This window comes from Hydrogenophaga sp. R2 (genome assembly GCF_049843595.1).
In the GTDB taxonomy this organism is placed as follows: Bacteria; Pseudomonadota; Gammaproteobacteria; order Burkholderiales; family Burkholderiaceae_C; genus Hydrogenophaga.
The window spans coordinates 221,686-236,647 of sequence record NZ_JBBHZN010000004.1; the positions used below are offsets into that span (position 1 = coordinate 221,686).

At 70.8% G+C, this 14,962-nt stretch carries 13 protein-coding genes and 1 other RNA gene; 11 read left to right on the top strand and 3 right to left on the bottom strand.

What is annotated here, in order from left to right; translation table 11 throughout:
- Window positions 1-2: 2 nt before the first annotated feature.
- The 7 genes from WD026_RS14460 (at window position 3) to htpX (ending at window position 7,365) form a co-directional block, all read left to right on the top strand.
- A complete protein-coding gene (locus WD026_RS14460) occupies window positions 3-1,859 on the top strand; it encodes an ABCB family ABC transporter ATP-binding protein/permease (protein WP_425724364.1) in 1,857 nt (618 codons plus the stop codon).
- Window positions 1,840-2,757: a LysR substrate-binding domain-containing protein gene (locus tag WD026_RS14465; RefSeq protein WP_425724365.1), complete on the top strand. Its 918-nt coding sequence runs from the start codon at window positions 1,840-1,842 to the stop codon at window positions 2,755-2,757. The genes WD026_RS14460 and WD026_RS14465 overlap by 20 nt, the downstream gene beginning before the upstream one ends.
- A gap of 95 nt (window positions 2,758-2,852) precedes the next feature.
- Complete coding sequence (locus WD026_RS14470) at window positions 2,853-3,782, top strand: amino acid ABC transporter substrate-binding protein (protein WP_425724366.1); 930 nt, start codon at window positions 2,853-2,855, stop codon at window positions 3,780-3,782.
- A gap of 31 nt (window positions 3,783-3,813) precedes the next feature.
- The gene (pyrC, locus tag WD026_RS14475; RefSeq protein WP_425724367.1) at window positions 3,814-4,869 is read left to right on the top strand and encodes a dihydroorotase; all 1,056 of its coding nucleotides are present in this window, start codon (window positions 3,814-3,816) and stop codon (window positions 4,867-4,869) included.
- Window positions 4,870-4,887: 18 nt separating this feature from the next.
- A complete protein-coding gene (locus WD026_RS14480) occupies window positions 4,888-5,643 on the top strand; it encodes a DUF3025 domain-containing protein (protein ID WP_425724368.1) in 756 nt (251 codons plus the stop codon).
- A 77-nt stretch (window positions 5,644-5,720) separates the two neighbouring features.
- Entirely contained in the window at window positions 5,721-6,335 is a 615-nt protein-coding gene (locus tag WD026_RS14485) for a hypothetical protein (RefSeq protein WP_425724369.1), read from the top strand.
- 157 nt (window positions 6,336-6,492) lie between these two features.
- Entirely contained in the window at window positions 6,493-7,365 is an 873-nt protein-coding gene (gene htpX, locus WD026_RS14490) for a protease HtpX (protein ID WP_425724370.1), read from the top strand.
- A gap of 78 nt (window positions 7,366-7,443) precedes the next feature.
- Here the strand turns inward: htpX and WD026_RS14495 are convergent, their stop codons facing one another.
- Both WD026_RS14495 and WD026_RS14500 read right to left on the bottom strand, forming a co-directional pair.
- Complete coding sequence (locus WD026_RS14495) at window positions 7,444-8,160, bottom strand: glycine zipper 2TM domain-containing protein (protein WP_425724371.1); 717 nt, start codon at window positions 8,158-8,160, stop codon at window positions 7,444-7,446.
- Window positions 8,161-8,256: 96 nt separating this feature from the next.
- Window positions 8,257-10,080, bottom strand: coding sequence for an NAD(P)/FAD-dependent oxidoreductase (locus WD026_RS14500; protein WP_425724372.1), 1,824 nt, complete (start codon window positions 10,078-10,080; stop codon window positions 8,257-8,259).
- A gap of 71 nt (window positions 10,081-10,151) precedes the next feature.
- Here WD026_RS14500 and rnpB point away from each other — a divergent pair.
- Window positions 10,152-10,500, top strand: an RNA gene (gene rnpB / locus WD026_RS14505) — RNase P RNA component class A.
- A 128-nt stretch (window positions 10,501-10,628) separates the two neighbouring features.
- On the opposite strand, the gene WD026_RS14510 is transcribed toward rnpB, so the two are convergent.
- A complete protein-coding gene (locus WD026_RS14510; RefSeq protein WP_425724373.1) occupies window positions 10,629-12,350 on the bottom strand; it encodes an MBL fold metallo-hydrolase in 1,722 nt (573 codons plus the stop codon).
- A gap of 65 nt (window positions 12,351-12,415) precedes the next feature.
- On the opposite strand from WD026_RS14510, the gene dapF reads away from it, so the two are divergent.
- Genes dapF through WD026_RS14525 form a run of 3 tightly spaced genes read left to right on the top strand, consistent with a single transcriptional unit; the run spans window position 12,416 to window position 14,960 of the window.
- A complete protein-coding gene (gene dapF, locus WD026_RS14515; RefSeq protein WP_425724374.1) occupies window positions 12,416-13,288 on the top strand; it encodes a diaminopimelate epimerase in 873 nt (290 codons plus the stop codon).
- Between the two features lie 5 nt (window positions 13,289-13,293).
- Window positions 13,294-13,995, top strand: a complete 702-nt coding sequence (locus WD026_RS14520) for a DUF484 family protein (protein ID WP_425724375.1) — start codon at window positions 13,294-13,296, stop codon at window positions 13,993-13,995.
- A 2-nt stretch (window positions 13,996-13,997) separates the two neighbouring features.
- A complete protein-coding gene (locus tag WD026_RS14525) occupies window positions 13,998-14,960 on the top strand; it encodes a tyrosine recombinase XerC (RefSeq protein ID WP_425724376.1) in 963 nt (320 codons plus the stop codon).
- Window positions 14,961-14,962: the final 2 nt, after the last annotated feature.

Here is a 14,962-nt window from a genome sequence, read left to right on the forward strand (position 1 = left end):
GCATGCGACCCGACAACCCGACCCAAGGCCGTGTGGCCTTGCCGCCCACGCCCGGCATGCCCGGCAGCGAGCCTGCCCGCCGCTCCGACTGGGCCACCCTGCAGCGCCTGCTGCCCTACCTGTGGCGCTACAAGTGGCGCGTGATCTTCGCCCTGACCTTCATGGTGGCGGCCAAGATGGCCAACGTGGGCGTGCCCCTGCTGCTCAAGGAACTGGTGGACGACATGACCCTTCCCCCCGGCAGCACCCAGGCCTTGCTGGTGGTGCCGGTGGCCCTGCTGCTGGCCTACGGCGCGCTGCGCCTGTCCACCAGCCTGTTCACCGAGCTGCGCGAACTGGTGTTCGCCAAGGCCACCGAAGGCGCCACCCGCAGCATCGCGCTGGAGGTGTTCGGCCACCTGCATGCGCTGTCGCTGCGCTTCCATCTGGAACGCCAGACCGGGGGCATGACGCGCGACATCGAGCGCGGCACGCGCGGCGTGCAGTCGCTCATCTCGTACTCGCTCTACAGCATCGTGCCCACGCTGATCGAGGTGGCCATGGTGCTGGCCCTGCTGGGCACGAAGTTCGACATGGGCTATGTGCTCATCACGCTGGTGGCGCTGGTGGTGTACGTGGCCTTCACCGTGGTGGTGACCGAGTGGCGGACCCAGTTCCGCCGCGAGATGAACGAGCTGGAATCCAGCAGCCAGACCCGCGCCATCGACTCGCTGCTCAACTACGAGACCGTCAAGTACTTCAACAACGAGGCCTTCGAGGCCCGCCGTTACGACGAGGCGCTGGAGCGCTTGCGCCGCGCCCGGCTCAAGAGCCAGAGCACGCTCTCGCTGCTCAACACCGGGCAGCAGCTGGTGATTGCGGTGGCCCTCGTCCTCATGCTGTGGCGGGCCACCCAGGGGGTGGCCGACGGCACGCTCACGCTGGGCGATCTGGTCATGATCAACGCCTTCATGATCCAGCTCTACATCCCGCTGGGCTTTCTGGGCGTGCTCTACCGCGAGATCAAGCAGAGCCTGACCGACCTGGACAAGATGTTCGTGCTGCTGGAGAAGGAGCGGGAGGTGGCCGATGCCCCCGGTGCGCCCGCCCTGCAGCTGCAGGGCCCGCCGGCCGTGCGCTTCGAGGACGTGCGCTTTGCCTACGAGCCGGCCCGCCCCATCCTGCACGGCATCAGCTTCGAGATTCCGGCCGGGCAGACGGTGGCGGTGGTCGGCCCCTCGGGCTCGGGCAAGAGCACGCTGGCCCGGCTGCTCTACCGCTTCTACGACACGCAGGAAGGCCGCATCACCATCGACGGCCAGGACATCCGCCAGGTCACCCAGGGCAGCGTGCGCCAGGCCATCGGCATCGTGCCGCAGGACACGGTGCTGTTCAACGACAGCATCGAATACAACATCCTCTACGGCCGGCCCGACGCCGGGCACGAGGCGGCGGTGGCAGCGGCCCAGGCGGCGCACATCCGCGACTTCATCGAGCGCCTGCCCCAGGGCTGGCGCACCGTGGTGGGCGAACGCGGCCTCAAGCTCTCGGGCGGCGAGAAGCAGCGCGTGGCCATTGCCCGCACCCTGCTGAAGAACCCGCCCATCCTCATCTTCGACGAGGCCACGTCGGCGCTCGATTCGGCCAACGAGCGCGCCATCCAGGGTGAGATCCGCAGCGCCGCCCGCAACAAGACCACGCTGGTCATTGCCCACCGCCTCTCCACCGTGGTGGACGCGCACCAGATCATCGTGCTGGAGCATGGCCACATCGTGGAGCGCGGCACCCATGCCGAGCTGGTCGCCAAGGGCGGTGTTTACGCGCAGATGTGGAGCCTGCAGCAGTCGGATAATCCCGCCGATGGAAACCAAGTGGCTTGAAGACTTCGTCAGCCTGGCCGAGACCCGCAGCTTCAGCCGTTCGGCCCAGCTGCGGCATGTGACGCAGCCCGCGTTCTCGCGCCGCATCCAGTCGCTCGAAGCCTGGGCCGGCACCGATCTGGTCGACCGCTCCTCGTACCCCACCCGGCTCACACCCGCTGGCCAGACGCTGTACGAGCAGGCGCTGGACATGCTGCAGACGCTCAACACCACCCGGGCCACGCTGCGGGCCCACACGGCGGCGGCGCAGGACGTCATCGAGTTCGCGGTGCCGCACACCCTGGCCTTCACCTTCTTCCCGGCCTGGCTGTCCGGCCTGCGAGAGAGCTGCGGCCCCATCAAGAGCCGGCTGATCGCGCTCAATGTGCACGACGCCGTGCTGCGCCTGGTGGAAGGCAGCTGCGACCTGCTGATCGCCTACCACCATGTGGACCAGCCCATCCAGCTCGATGCGGCCCGGTACGAAATGCTGCCGCTGGGCAGCGACGTGCTGGCCCCCTTCGTCAAGCCCGATGCCCAGGGCCGGCCGCTCTACACCCTGCCGGGGCAGGCCGGCGCGCCGGCGCCCTACCTGGCCTACGCGCCCGGTGCCTACCTGGGCCGGGTGGTGGACAGCCTGACCAAGCGCGCCGACCGGCCCATCCATCTGGAGCGCAGCTACGAGACCGACATGGCCGAGGGCCTCAAGGCCATGGCGCTGGAGGGCCATGGCATCGCCTTCCTGCCCACCAGCGCCGTCCGTTTGGAGGTGGCAGCCGGCCGCCTGGTGCCGGCGGGCGAGGGCCTGCAGGCCGCGCTGGACATCCGCCTCTACCGCGCGCGCCCGGCCGACAGCACCCGGGCCAAGCGCGCCGTTCAGACCTTCTGGGACCGTCTGAGTGATCTGGTGGGCCGGTAATCTGATGGTTTGGTGATGACTCTTGTCAGTCCGGAGGAGTTGCGATCACATGCACCCGCGTGTGTCCGATACCCCACCGACACGGAGTTGCCGCCATGCTGTACCTGCGCCGCCTTGCTGTACTGACGCTCGTGGCCCTGGGCCTGTCTGCGGGGCTGCCCGTCCCGCTGGCAGAGGCCCAGACACCGCAACCCGCCCGCCCCAGCCCGACGCTCGACCGCATCCAGCGGGACGGCCGCATCGTGCTGGCCTACCGCGATGCCTCGGTGCCGTTCTCCTACCTCGCCGGCAGCGACCGGCCGGTCGGCTTTGCGATCGACATCTGCCTCCGGCTGGTTGCTGCCATCGAGGCGCGCATCCGCCGCAGTCCGCTCACCGTGGAGTACCTGCCGGTCAACAGCGCCAGCCGCATGGAGGCCATCGAACGCGGCCGCGCCCAGCTGGAGTGCGGCTCCACCACCAACAACGCCGTGCGCCGCGAACGGGTGGACTTCACCATTCCGCACTTCATCACCGGCGCCCGGCTGCTGGTGCGGGCCGACAGCCCCATCGACGGCATCGACCACCCGCAGCTGCGGCGGCTGGTGTCGACCGCGCAGACCACGCCGCTGGAGGCCGCCCATCGCATGGCCACCGACCGCGGCCTGTCGACCGTGTTCATCGAGGTGACCGACCACGATCAGGCCGTGGCCATGGTGGAGAAGGGCGAGGCCGACGCCTTCGCCATGGACGACGCCCTGCTCTACGGCCTCAAGGCCAACCGCCCCAACCCGGCGGCGCTCAAGGTGGTGGGCCGCTTCATGACCATGGAGCCGCTGGCGGTGATGCTGCCCCGGGGCGATCCGGAGTTCAAGAAACTGGTCGACGACGAGATGCGCCGCCTGATCCACGCGCAGGACATGCGCGCCCTCTACGACCGCTGGTTCCGTCAGCCCATCCCGCCCCGGGGCGCGGTGCTCAACCTCGCGCCCAGCTACATGCTGCAGGAGGTCTGGAAGTTCCCCAGCGACCGCGTCACCTTCTGACCGGCGCGGCCGGGGCTGCGACAATCGGCGGATGAACGCCGCTCTGCCTTCCGCCCCCGACACCCTGACCCTCACCCGCCCGGACGACTGGCACGTCCACCTGCGCGACGGCGATGCCCTGCGCACCGTGGTGCCGCACACGGCGGCCCAGTTCGGCCGGGCCATCGTCATGCCCAACCTCAAGCCGCCGGTGACCACCGCGGCGCAGGCGGTGGCCTACCGCGACCGCATCCGGGCCGCCGTGCCCGAGGGCGTGTCGTTCGAGCCGCTCATGACGCTCTACCTCACCGACAACCTGCCGCCCGACGAGATCGCCCGCGCCCGGGACGCCGGCGTGGTGGCCGCCAAGCTCTACCCGGCCGGGGCCACCACCAACAGCGATGCCGGCGTGACCGACATCCGCAAGACCTACCGCACCCTCGAAGCCATGCAGAAGGCCGGCATGCTGCTGCTGGTGCATGGCGAGGTCACCTCCAGCGACATCGACCTCTTCGACCGCGAGGCGGTGTTCATCGACCAGCAGATGATCCCGCTGCGCCGCGATTTCCCCGAGCTCAAGGTGGTGTTCGAGCACATCACCACCCGCGAGGCCGCGCAGTACGTGGCCGAGGCCGGGCCGTTCACCGCGGCCACCATCACCGCCCACCACCTGCTCTACAACCGCAACGCCATCTTCAGCGGCGGCATCCGCCCGCACTACTACTGCCTGCCGGTGCTCAAGCGCGAGGTGCACCGCCAGGCGCTGCTGGCGGCGGCCACCGGGGGCAGCGACCGCTTCTTCCTGGGCACCGACAGCGCCCCGCACCCGGCCCACCTCAAGGAACACGCCACCGGTTGTGCCGGCTGCTACACCGCCCACGCCGCGCTGGAGCTGTATGCCGAGGCCTTCGACAGCGTGGGCGCGCTGCACCGGCTGGAAGCCTTCGCCAGCTTCAACGGCCCGGCCTTCTATGGCCTGCCGCGCAACACCGGCACCGTCACCCTCCAGCGCGAAAGCTGGACCCCGCCCGAGAGCTTTGCCTTCGGCCAGGCCGAACTCAAGCCCCTGCGCTCCGGCGAAGCACTGCCCTGGCGCCAGGTGGCCTGAGGGGACGGCCCCCACGCCATGCGCCATGGCTGGTCGTTGCCCTGGGACGCGCCCTGGTTCGCGCCCCTGGCCCACTGGGGGCCGGCCCTGCCGGCACCGGATGACACCGGCGCCTTTCCGGCCGACCTGCCCGACGCCCTGAACCGGCTGGGTCCGCTGCCGGTGCGCTTCGTGCCGCAATCGGCGCTGCCCGAGGGCATGGCCTACGAGCAGTTCATCTTCGATGCCGGCAGCGTGCCCACCCGCACCAATCTGCACGACGCCTTCAACGGCCTGTGCTGGCACCGCTTTCCCCGCACCAAGCAGGGCCTCAACCGCCTGCAGGCCGCCGAGATCGCGCAGGCCGGGGTCGGCGCGGTGCGCGGACCCTTGCGCGACGCGCTGACCCTGTTCGACGAGAACGCGGCCCTGTTGCAGGCCCCGCCCGAACTGTGGGACGCCCTGCTGGCGCGCGACTGGCAGCGGCTGTTCGTGCAGCAGCGGTCCCTCTGGCGCGAAACGCGGCTGGTGGTGTTCGGCCATGCGCTGCTGGAAAAGCTGGTGAGCCCTTACAAATCGATCACCGCCCATGTGCTGCGCTGGCCGGTGCCGCCGGCCCTGGGCGACGACCTGCCTGCCTGGGACACCTGGCTGGCCGGCCAGCTGTCGGCCGACGGCCTGCGCAGCAAGCCCTTCACGCCGCTGCCGGTGCTGGGCGTGCCGGGCTGGTGGCCGGCCAATGCCGATGCAGCGTTCTATGCCGACGCCACCGTGTTCCGGCCGCCCCGGCACTGAAGCGACGCGCCGGTCCTGGAACTCCCGGCGGGTGCGGGTCACCCAGGTGCTCATCTTCACTGCTCCGGATGTTGCCCATGATCGGTTCCTCGGTCCCTTCGTCTTCAAGCCCTCCATCGGTCATCGAACGGCCGTCACCACCGCCGCAGCAGCCGACCCGTACGGACGCCAGGGAAGCCACCCTGATCGGTGAATCCCGGAACCTCCCCCGGTCCTGGTCGCCCCTGGTCTCGCCCACGCCCACGCCCACCCCGGAGGCGGAACGGCAGCTGCGCACGTTTCTGTCCCGCCTGTCCCGGGACATCGAGGAAGCCTGTGCGGCGGGCGAGGCCGCGTGTCTGGGCGATGCCATTCGCCAGACGGCGGATTCCATCGGCACCGACCTGCTCAAGGGCGTCGATCCGCAGCGCGCACACGCGCTGCTGGTCACCCGGCTCGACGCCATCGGCCTGTGCATCCAGACATGGGCGACGGGCCTGAGCCGGCGGCCGGATCGGCAGCTGGCCCTCGAAACCGACCGCGCCCTCCAGTACCTCGGGGATGTCTGGCGCTTCGTGATCGGGTGTTCGGGCCGGCCGGGCGAGCCGCCGGTGGCCGAGGGTGTCCTGCCCGATCCGGCGGCGCTGCTGGAAACCCATGTCGGGCTGGCCTGGGCGGTCATCGACGCCCGTTTCGGACCCCCCGTGGGCTGACCGACGGGCTTCGCGGTCTTGAAATCGGCGCCGACGGCGGCACATCGGCTTCTCGGTATCATGCGCAGCCGCTGCTTCCAGGGAACCCGGACACCCCGCCGGAATCCCATGCAGCGCTGGCCGCCCTGACCGGCCACACCCACTCCACGGAGCCCACATGAAACGCATCCTGCTGCTCGTCCTCACCAACGTCGCCGTCATGGCGGTGCTGCTGATCACCACCCGCCTCCTGGGGGTGGACCGGTTCCTGACCCAGAACGGCCTCAACCTGACGGCGCTGGCCGGCTTCTCGCTGGTCATCGGCTTTGGCGGTGCCTTCATCTCGCTGCTCATCAGCAAGCCCATGGCCAAGTTCAGCACCGGCGCCCGGGTCATCAGCCAGCCGCAGAACGCCGACGAGGCCTGGATCGTGCAGACGGTCGAGAAATTCGCCCGCCAGGCCAAAATCGGCATGCCCGAGGTCGCCATCTTCGAAGGCGCCCCCAACGCCTTTGCCACCGGCGCCTTCAAGAATTCGGCCCTGGTGGCGGTGTCCACCGGCCTGCTGCAGAACATGACCCGCGAAGAGGTCGAGGCCGTCATCGGCCACGAGGTGGCCCACATCGCCAACGGCGACATGGTCACCATGACCCTCATCCAGGGCGTGATGAACACCTTCGTGGTGTTCCTGAGCCGTGTCATCGGCTACGCGGTCGATGCCTTCCTGCGCAAGGGCGACAGCCAGAACAGCGGACCCGGCATCGGCTACATGGTGACCACCATCGTCATGGACATCATCCTGGGCTTCCTGGCCGCCATCATCGTGGCCTGGTTCAGCCGCCAGCGCGAGTTCCGGGCCGACGCCGGTGCCGCGCAGCTCATGGGCCGCAAGCAGCCCATGATCAATGCCCTGGCCCGCCTGGGTGGCCTCACCCCGGGCGAGCTGCCCAAGACCATGCAGGCCATGGGCATCACCGGTGGCCTGGGCAAGCTGTTCAGCACCCACCCGCCGATCGAGGAGCGCATCGCCGCCCTCCAGCAGAACGCCTGATCCGGCGCAGCTGCCCACGAAAAAGCCGCCCTCGGGCGGCTTTTTTGATGTCGGGAACCCGGCCTGGGTTCTGCGGTTTCAGTCGCGGTCCCAGCGGCGTCCGTCACGGTCCCAATGTCGATCGTTGTAGCGGTTGTCCCAGCGCCGGTCCGGGTCGTAGGGCCGGTGGTAACGCTGGCCGTTGATCACCACCACGCCCGAGGTGGCCGGGTAGTAGGTGGTGCCGGAGTAGATCTGGGTCTGGGCCGGGTAGGGCGTCTGGTAGATCACCTGCGGGCGCTGCGGGTACACCGGGGGCGGGGCGGCCGGCAGGGCATCGACCGGCGCCACGTTCAGCCGCACGAAACGGCCCGGGTCCTGTGCCATCTGGGTGCGGTACTGGCGGCCGGCGTATTCGTAGACCACGTCATAGGCCACGGTGCGCGGCTCGTACATCGTCTGGGTGCCGCAGCGGGTGACGGTCTCGCTCTGGGCCGGGCCCCGGCCCTCGATGCGGTCGCCCAGCATGGCGCCACCGATCAGGCCGATGACGGTGGCCGCGGCCCGTCCCCCGCCGTTGCCGATGGCATTGCCGGCGGCACCACCGGCCACCGCGCCCAGCAGGGCGCCGGCGCCGGAGCTGCGGCCCTCGTAAGTGACCACTTCATCGCTGCACACCTGGCGGGGCACGGCCACTTGCTGGATGACCGGGGTGCTGCTGATGACGCGGCCTTCTTCCTGCTGGGCCTGGGCCATGCCGTGGCCCGACAGGGCAGCGCAGGCCAGGGCCAGGAGGGACAGACGACGGGTGTTCATGGCGAACTCCTTCAAGAACGTGTTCGTATGCTGCCGCAAACCGCGACCGGGCGTGTGGCTGCCAGGTAAAGAAATGCGGCTCCGGCGGGACATGCGTCACCCGGTGATGGCCGCGCACGCCACCGCTTCGGCCACCTTGATTCCGTCCACCCCCGCCGACAGGATGCCGCCGGCATAACCCGCGCCCTCGCCGGCCGGGTACAGGCCGCTGGTGTTGAGGCTCTGGAAATCCTCGCCCCGGGTGATGCGCAGCGGGGCCGAGGTGCGGGTCTCCACCCCGGTGAGCAGGGCGTCGGGCATGTCGTAGCCGCGGATCTTGCGGCCGAACACGGGCAGGGCCTCGCGCATGGCCTCGATGGCGTAGGCGGGCAGGGCGGCGGCCAGGTCGGTCAGGTGCACGCCGGGTTTGTACGACGGCAGCACCTCGCCGAGTGCGGTGCTGGGCCGGGCCGCCAGGAAGTCCTCCACCCGCTGGGCAGGGGCGTCGTAGGTGCCGCCGCCCAGCTCGAAGGCGCGGCTTTCCAGCTGGCGCTGCAGCACCACGCCGGCCAGCGGGTGGTGCTGCCCCTGCTGGCGCAGCGCACGGGCCTGTTCGGCGTAGCGCGGGCCGTCGACCTCGCCGAAGGCGGCGGTCCACAGCGGCAGATCGGCGGGAAAGTTCTGCGGAAAGTCGGCCGGGTCGATGCCCACCACCATGCCGGCGTTGGCATTGCGCTCGGCGCGCGAATACTGGCTCATGCCGTTGGTGACCACCCGGCCGGGTTCGCTGGTGGCCGCCACCACGGTGCCGCCCGGGCACATGCAGAAGCTGTACACCGCCCGCCCGTTGGCCGCGTGGTGCACCAGCTTGTAGTCGGCCGCCCCCAGCAGCGGGTGGCCGGCGTGCCGGCCCCAGCGGGCGCGGTCGATCACGCCCTGCGGGTGCTCGATGCGGAAACCCACCGAGAACGGCTTGGCCTCCATGAACACGCCGGCGTCCCACAGCCAGGCAAAGGTGTCGCGCGAGCTGTGGCCCAGCGCCAGCACGGCGTGGCGCACCGGCATGTCCAGGGTCTGGCCGGTGGCGAGCTGCCGCACCTGCAGGCCGGTCAGGCGCTGGCGACCCTCGCCCTCGGGCTCGAACCGCGCGCCCGTCACCTGGTGTTCGAAGCGGATCTCGCCGCCCAGTGCGGTGATCTTCTCGCGCATGGCCTCCACCACCTTGACCAGCTTGAAGGTGCCGATGTGGGGGTGCGCCATGTACAGGATCTCGGGCGGCGCGCCGGCCTCCACGAACTCGTGCATGACCTTGCGGCCCAGGAAGCGCGGGTCCTTGATCTGGCTGTAGAGCTTGCCGTCGGAGAACAGGCCGGCGCCGCCTTCGCCGTACTGCACGTTGCTCTGGGGGTTCAGCACCTTCTTGCGCCACAGGCCCCAGGTGTCCTTGGTGCGCTGGCGCACCGGCCGGCCGCGTTCCAGCACGATGGGCTTGAGGCCCATCTGGGCCAGCGCCAGGGCGGCGAACAGGCCGCACGGACCCAGGCCGATGACCACCGGACGGTCTTCCTCGCGGGCTGGCCAGGCGGCGGGCGCCTGCACCGGTGCCCTCCAGGCCATGTCGGGCGTGGGGGTGATGTGGGGGTGGCCGGCGTGGCGGGCCAGCAGGGCGGCTTCCTGCGAGGGGTCGGCCAGGGTGATGTCGACGATGTAGACCGCCCGCAGGTCGGCCTTGCGGGCGTCGAAGCTGCGCTTGAAGACCTGCAGGTCGGCGATCTGCGTTGCGTCCATGCCCAGGGCCTCGGCGGCCAGGCGGCGCAGGGCGGCCTCGGGGTGGGGCGGCGGCGCGCGGTCGGCGTCGGTCTCGGTGGGGGCGTCGGCGGCGCGGCGGGTCTCGAAAGGGACCTCGGCCAGGGGCAGTTTGAGTTCGGCGATGCGGATCATGGCGGGGGCTTGTGGCGATCAAGCAGGCGGCGGGCCGGAACTGGCACGCCGGGCGCCGATAATACCGGGGTGGAGCGCGCCGGACCGCCGCTGGCACAGGGCCCGAAAGGGTGTGCTGGAGGAACGTCCGGACTGCACAGGACAGCGTAGGAGGTAACACCTCTCCACCGAAAGCCGGCCGGGGCAACCCGGGCGGCCCCAAGGTGAGGATCAGAGCAACAGAGACGAGCCGATTCAGTTCGGGTGAAACGGGCAATCTCTACGCGCAGCAATACCAAATAGGCCAGCGTTGAGGTGGTTCCGCTGAGCTGGCGGGTAGGTAGCACCGAGCCGGGTGGGCAACCCCCGGCCCAGATGAATGGCGGTCACGCCCCGGGCAACCGGGGTGCACAGAATCCGGCTTACAGGCGCGCTTCACAACTTATTCCACCCCCACGCTCCGCCGCTGGCGCGGGTCGCTGCCCCCCGAGGGGGCTGGGCCTGCCTTGGGGCGGCCCGGCGGCTGGCCCGCCGTTGTCTCCGGTGGAGGTTCTGCGCGGGTCCTGGCTTCAGGCGTTGAAGCCGCCCAGGCTCTGGATGCGTTCCACATGGGCCAGCAGGGAGCGGCGGGCCACGGGCCACAGGCGCTCGGGCACGTCGTCGTAGGCCAGCTTCACCCAGTCGTCGGGTGTGCCGTCGGGGATGGCCTGCATGGCTCGGGCCACCTTGGCTTCGCGGGCCAGTCGGTGGGCCTTGAGCTGGGCGATGGCCACCAGGGCGCCGCCTTCGGGCGGGGCGCTGGGGTGGTCGGCGCTCTGGCGCAGGTCGCCCAGCAGGTAACCGTGGGCCGGCAGGATGAACTCGATGCCGTGCCGCCGGCAGGCATCGGCCAGCCGGTCGAGCGAGTTCAGGTAGGCATCCATGTTCCCGTCGGGCGGGTCGATGACGGTGGTGCTGCCATTGAGGATGTGGTCGCCCGAGAACAGCAGGCCGTCTTCCACCAGCACCAGGCACAGGTGGTTGGCGGCGTGGCCAGGGGTGTGGATGACCTCCAGCGTGTGGCTGACGGTGGTGTCGCCCTGCAGGCCCACCAGTTCGATCAGTTCGCCGTCGGCCAGAGCGCGGTCGGGCACGAAGTGGCTGTTGGCCCGGGCCGTGGGTGCGCTGGGCAGGCCCAGCACCGGCGGCTTCTGCAGGCCCGCCTGGGTGCACAGGGCCTGCAGGCGGGCGGCGCCGGGCGAGTGGTCGGCGTGCGAATGGGTGCAGACGATGGCGCGCAGGCCGCCGCCGGTGGCACGCCACAAGCGGTCGATGTGCTCGGGTTCGTCCGGGCCCGGGTCGATCACCACGTAGCCGGTGGCCGGGTCGCCCACGATGTAGCTGTTGGTGCCCGGGCCGGTCATGAAGCCGGGGTTGGGCGCGGTCAGGCGCATGACGTTGCGCAGCAGCGGTACCGGCTGGGTAGTCTGCCAGTCCAGCGCGTGCACGATCTGGCCGTCGGGTGACACCAGCGCCAGTTCGCCGAACGGGGCCTCGTGCTCCATGTGGCGCGACTCGTGTCCGTTGAGCAGGCCCGCGCGCGGGCAGCTGGTCCACAGCGGGCGGTCGTCCACCGCGCAGGCGTCCAGCACCGACTGCACCGTGGCATGGGCCTGCAGCCGCTCCAGGGTGCGGATGGTCGGGAAGATGATGAAGAACTGGCCGGCGGCATGGCGCTCCAGCGCGTCCTGCGGGCGCACCCAGATCGGCTCGAACTGCTCGGATTCGTCGGCCACCGGCTGCTGGCCCTCGGGCATGCGGGCCACCAGGAAGGGCACGTCGAAGCGGCGGGGCAGGTCGCGGTCGGTGATCCAGTGGGCCAGCACGAAGACGCTGGCAGCGTCCAGCGTCAGGCCCCGTTCGCGGCACTGTTCGGGCAGCGGGCGCTGGCGGTCCAGCGCGGCGATGTCGCTGTCGTCGGCCGGGCCGCCGTCGGCCCGGCGCGCCAGCAGCACGCCGAGTTCCTCGAAGCTCTCGCGGATGGCGGCCACGGCCTGGGTGAGCGCCGTGTCGTCCTGCTTGGGGCGGCGGCTGGCCACGTCGAAGCACTCGCTGTCGGCTGCCTCGATGCCGCCCCCCGGGAACACATAGGCGCCGGGCGCGAAGCTGGCCTTCATGGAGCGGCGCGTCATCAGCACCTCGATGCCGGGCCGGGCCGGATCGGTGCTGTCGCGCAGCAGCAGCACGGTGGCGGCAGACAGCAGCGGCGCGGGGGTGCGGGGCGGGTGCAGGAGCTGGGTGGGGCGGACCATGCGGCCATTGTGCGGGAAGGCGCGGCCGGTCCCCTGTCGCCGGGGCGAGCGCCGATAATGGCGCGATGCAGATCCGCTTCACCAAGATGCAGGGCGCGGGCAACGACTTCGTGGTGCTCGACGAGACGCAGGCCCGCCTGGGCCTGAGCCCGGCCCAGTACCGCTGGCTGGCCGACCGCCATTTCGGCGTGGGCGCCGACCAGATCCTCACCGTGCGGCCCTCGCCCGGCCCGGGCCTGGACTTCGAATACGTGATCCACAACGCCGACGGCGGCGAGGTGGAGCACTGCGGCAACGGTGCCCGCTGCTTCGTGCGTTATGTGCACGACCACGGCCTGAGCGAGCGCAACCCGCTGCGGGTGAAGGTGAAGCAGGGCGAGCTGAGCCTGCTGCGCCTGCCGGACGGCCGCGTGACGGTCGACATGGGCGCGCCGGTCTTTGACCTGCCCCGCATTCCCTTCGACGCCACCGGCCTGCCGCCGCGCGACGCGGCCGACTACCGCCCCTGGCCGATCGATGTGGCCGGTGGCCAGGCCGGCGTGGCCGTGGTCTCCATGGGCAACCCGCACGCGGTGCTGCGGGTGGACGATGTGGACACCGCGCCGGTGGCCGAGTGGGGGCCGCAGATCGAATCCCACCCGCGCTTTCCGCGCCGGGTGAACGTGGGCTTCCTGCAGGTGATCGACCGTGCCACCGTGCGCCTGCGCGTGTTCGAGCGCGGTGCCGGCGAGACGCTGGCCTGCGGCACCGGCGCCTGTGCGGCGGTGGTGGCCGGCATCCGCCTGGGCTGGCTCGATGCGCGGGTGGACGTGCACACCCGCGGCGGCGTGCTCACCATCGAATGGCCGGGCCTGCAGCGCCTGGATGCGCCGGTGATGATGACCGGCCCGGCCACCCCTGTTTTCGAGGGCACGGTGGACGTGCCCGAACTGAGCTGAACACCATGAAACCCGACGCCATTCCCCCCATCACCGAAGACGACATCGCCAACTACCTGGCCAACACGCCCGACTTCTTCGAGCGCCATGCCGGGCTGCTGGCGGCGGTGCAGCTCACCAGCCCTCACGGGCAGCGGGCGGTCAGCCTGCAGGAGCGCCAGGCCGAGATGCTGCGCGAGAAGATCCGTGGCCTGGAGCTGCGCGCGGCCGAGATGATCCGCCACGGCCAGGAAAACACCGTGATCGCCGACCGGCTGCAGCGCTGGACCCGCGAGCTGCTGCTCACCCGCGAATCGCGCGACCTGCCGGTGGTGGCCGCCCGCGAGCTGGCCCGGCTGTTCCTGGTGCCACAGGTGGCCGTCAAGGTGTGGGGCGTCGATGCGCCCTTTGCCGCAGAACCCTGGGCCAGCGGTGCCAGCGAGGACGTGAAGGCCTTCGCCTCGTCGCTCTCGCTGCCGTACTGCGGCGGCAACCCGGGCCTGGAAGCCGCCCGCTGGCTGGACGATCCGGCCACGGTGCAGTCGCTGGCGCTGATCCCGCTGCGGGCCGGCGCCGCGCCCGAGGCCTTCGGCCTGCTGGTGCTGGCCTCGTCCGATCCGCAGCGTTTTGCCGCCGACATGGGCACCGACTTCCTGGAGCGCATCGGCGAACTGACCAGCGCCGCCTTCTCGCGCCTGCGCCCGGTGGTGCCGGCCGCGGTGCTCTGACCATGCAGGATGCGCCCCCGGCCGACGACGCTGCCCTGGTCCGGGCCTACCTGGACCATGTGCGGGTGGAGAAGCGGCTGGCCGAGCGCACCGTGGCCCTTTACACGCTGGACCTGCAGCGCCTGCAGCAGTTCGCGCAGGAGGCCGGTGTCGCCCTTTCAGCGGTGCAGCCGGCGCACATCCGCCGCTGGATCGCGTCCATGCACAGCGGCGGGCGCAGCGCCCGGGGCATCGCGCTCATCCTCTCGGGCTGGCGCGGGCTCTACACCTGGATGGGCCGGCAAGGATGGATCGCCCACCACCCGGTGCAGGGCGTGCGTGCGCCCAAGGCCGGTAAGCCGCTGCCCAAGGCCCTGGCGGTGGACGATGCGGTGCGCCTGGCCGACCATGTGCAGGCCGACGACCACCCGGGCCTGGAAGCGCGCGATGCCTGCATCACCGAGCTGCTGTACGGCTGCGGCCTGCGCATCGGCGAGCTGGTGGGGCTGGACGTGAGTGCCGGCCCGGCCGCACGCGGCTGGATCGATGCCCAGGCCGGCGAGGCCCATGTGCTGGGCAAGGGCTCGCGCCGGCGCAGCGTGCCGGTGGGCCGCACCGCGCTGGCCGCACTGGAACGCTGGCTGGCGCAGCGCCCGCTGTGGGCCAAGGACGATCCGGCGCTCTTCATCGGCCAGCGGGGTGCCCGCCTCACGCCGCAGCACATCCGGCTGCGCCTGCGCCGCCGCTCGATGCAGGCGGGGCTGTCGGTGCCGGTGCATCCGCACATGCTGCGCCACTCGTTTGCCAGCCACCTGCTGCAGTCCAGCGGCGACCTGCGCGCGGTGCAGGAGCTGCTGGGCCATGCCAACATCGGCACCACCCAGGTCTATACCCGCCTCGATTTCCAGCACCTGGCCCGCGTCTACGACGCGGCCCATCCCCGGGCCCAGGCCCGATCCGTCCCCGACGACAAGGAATCCTCATGAAC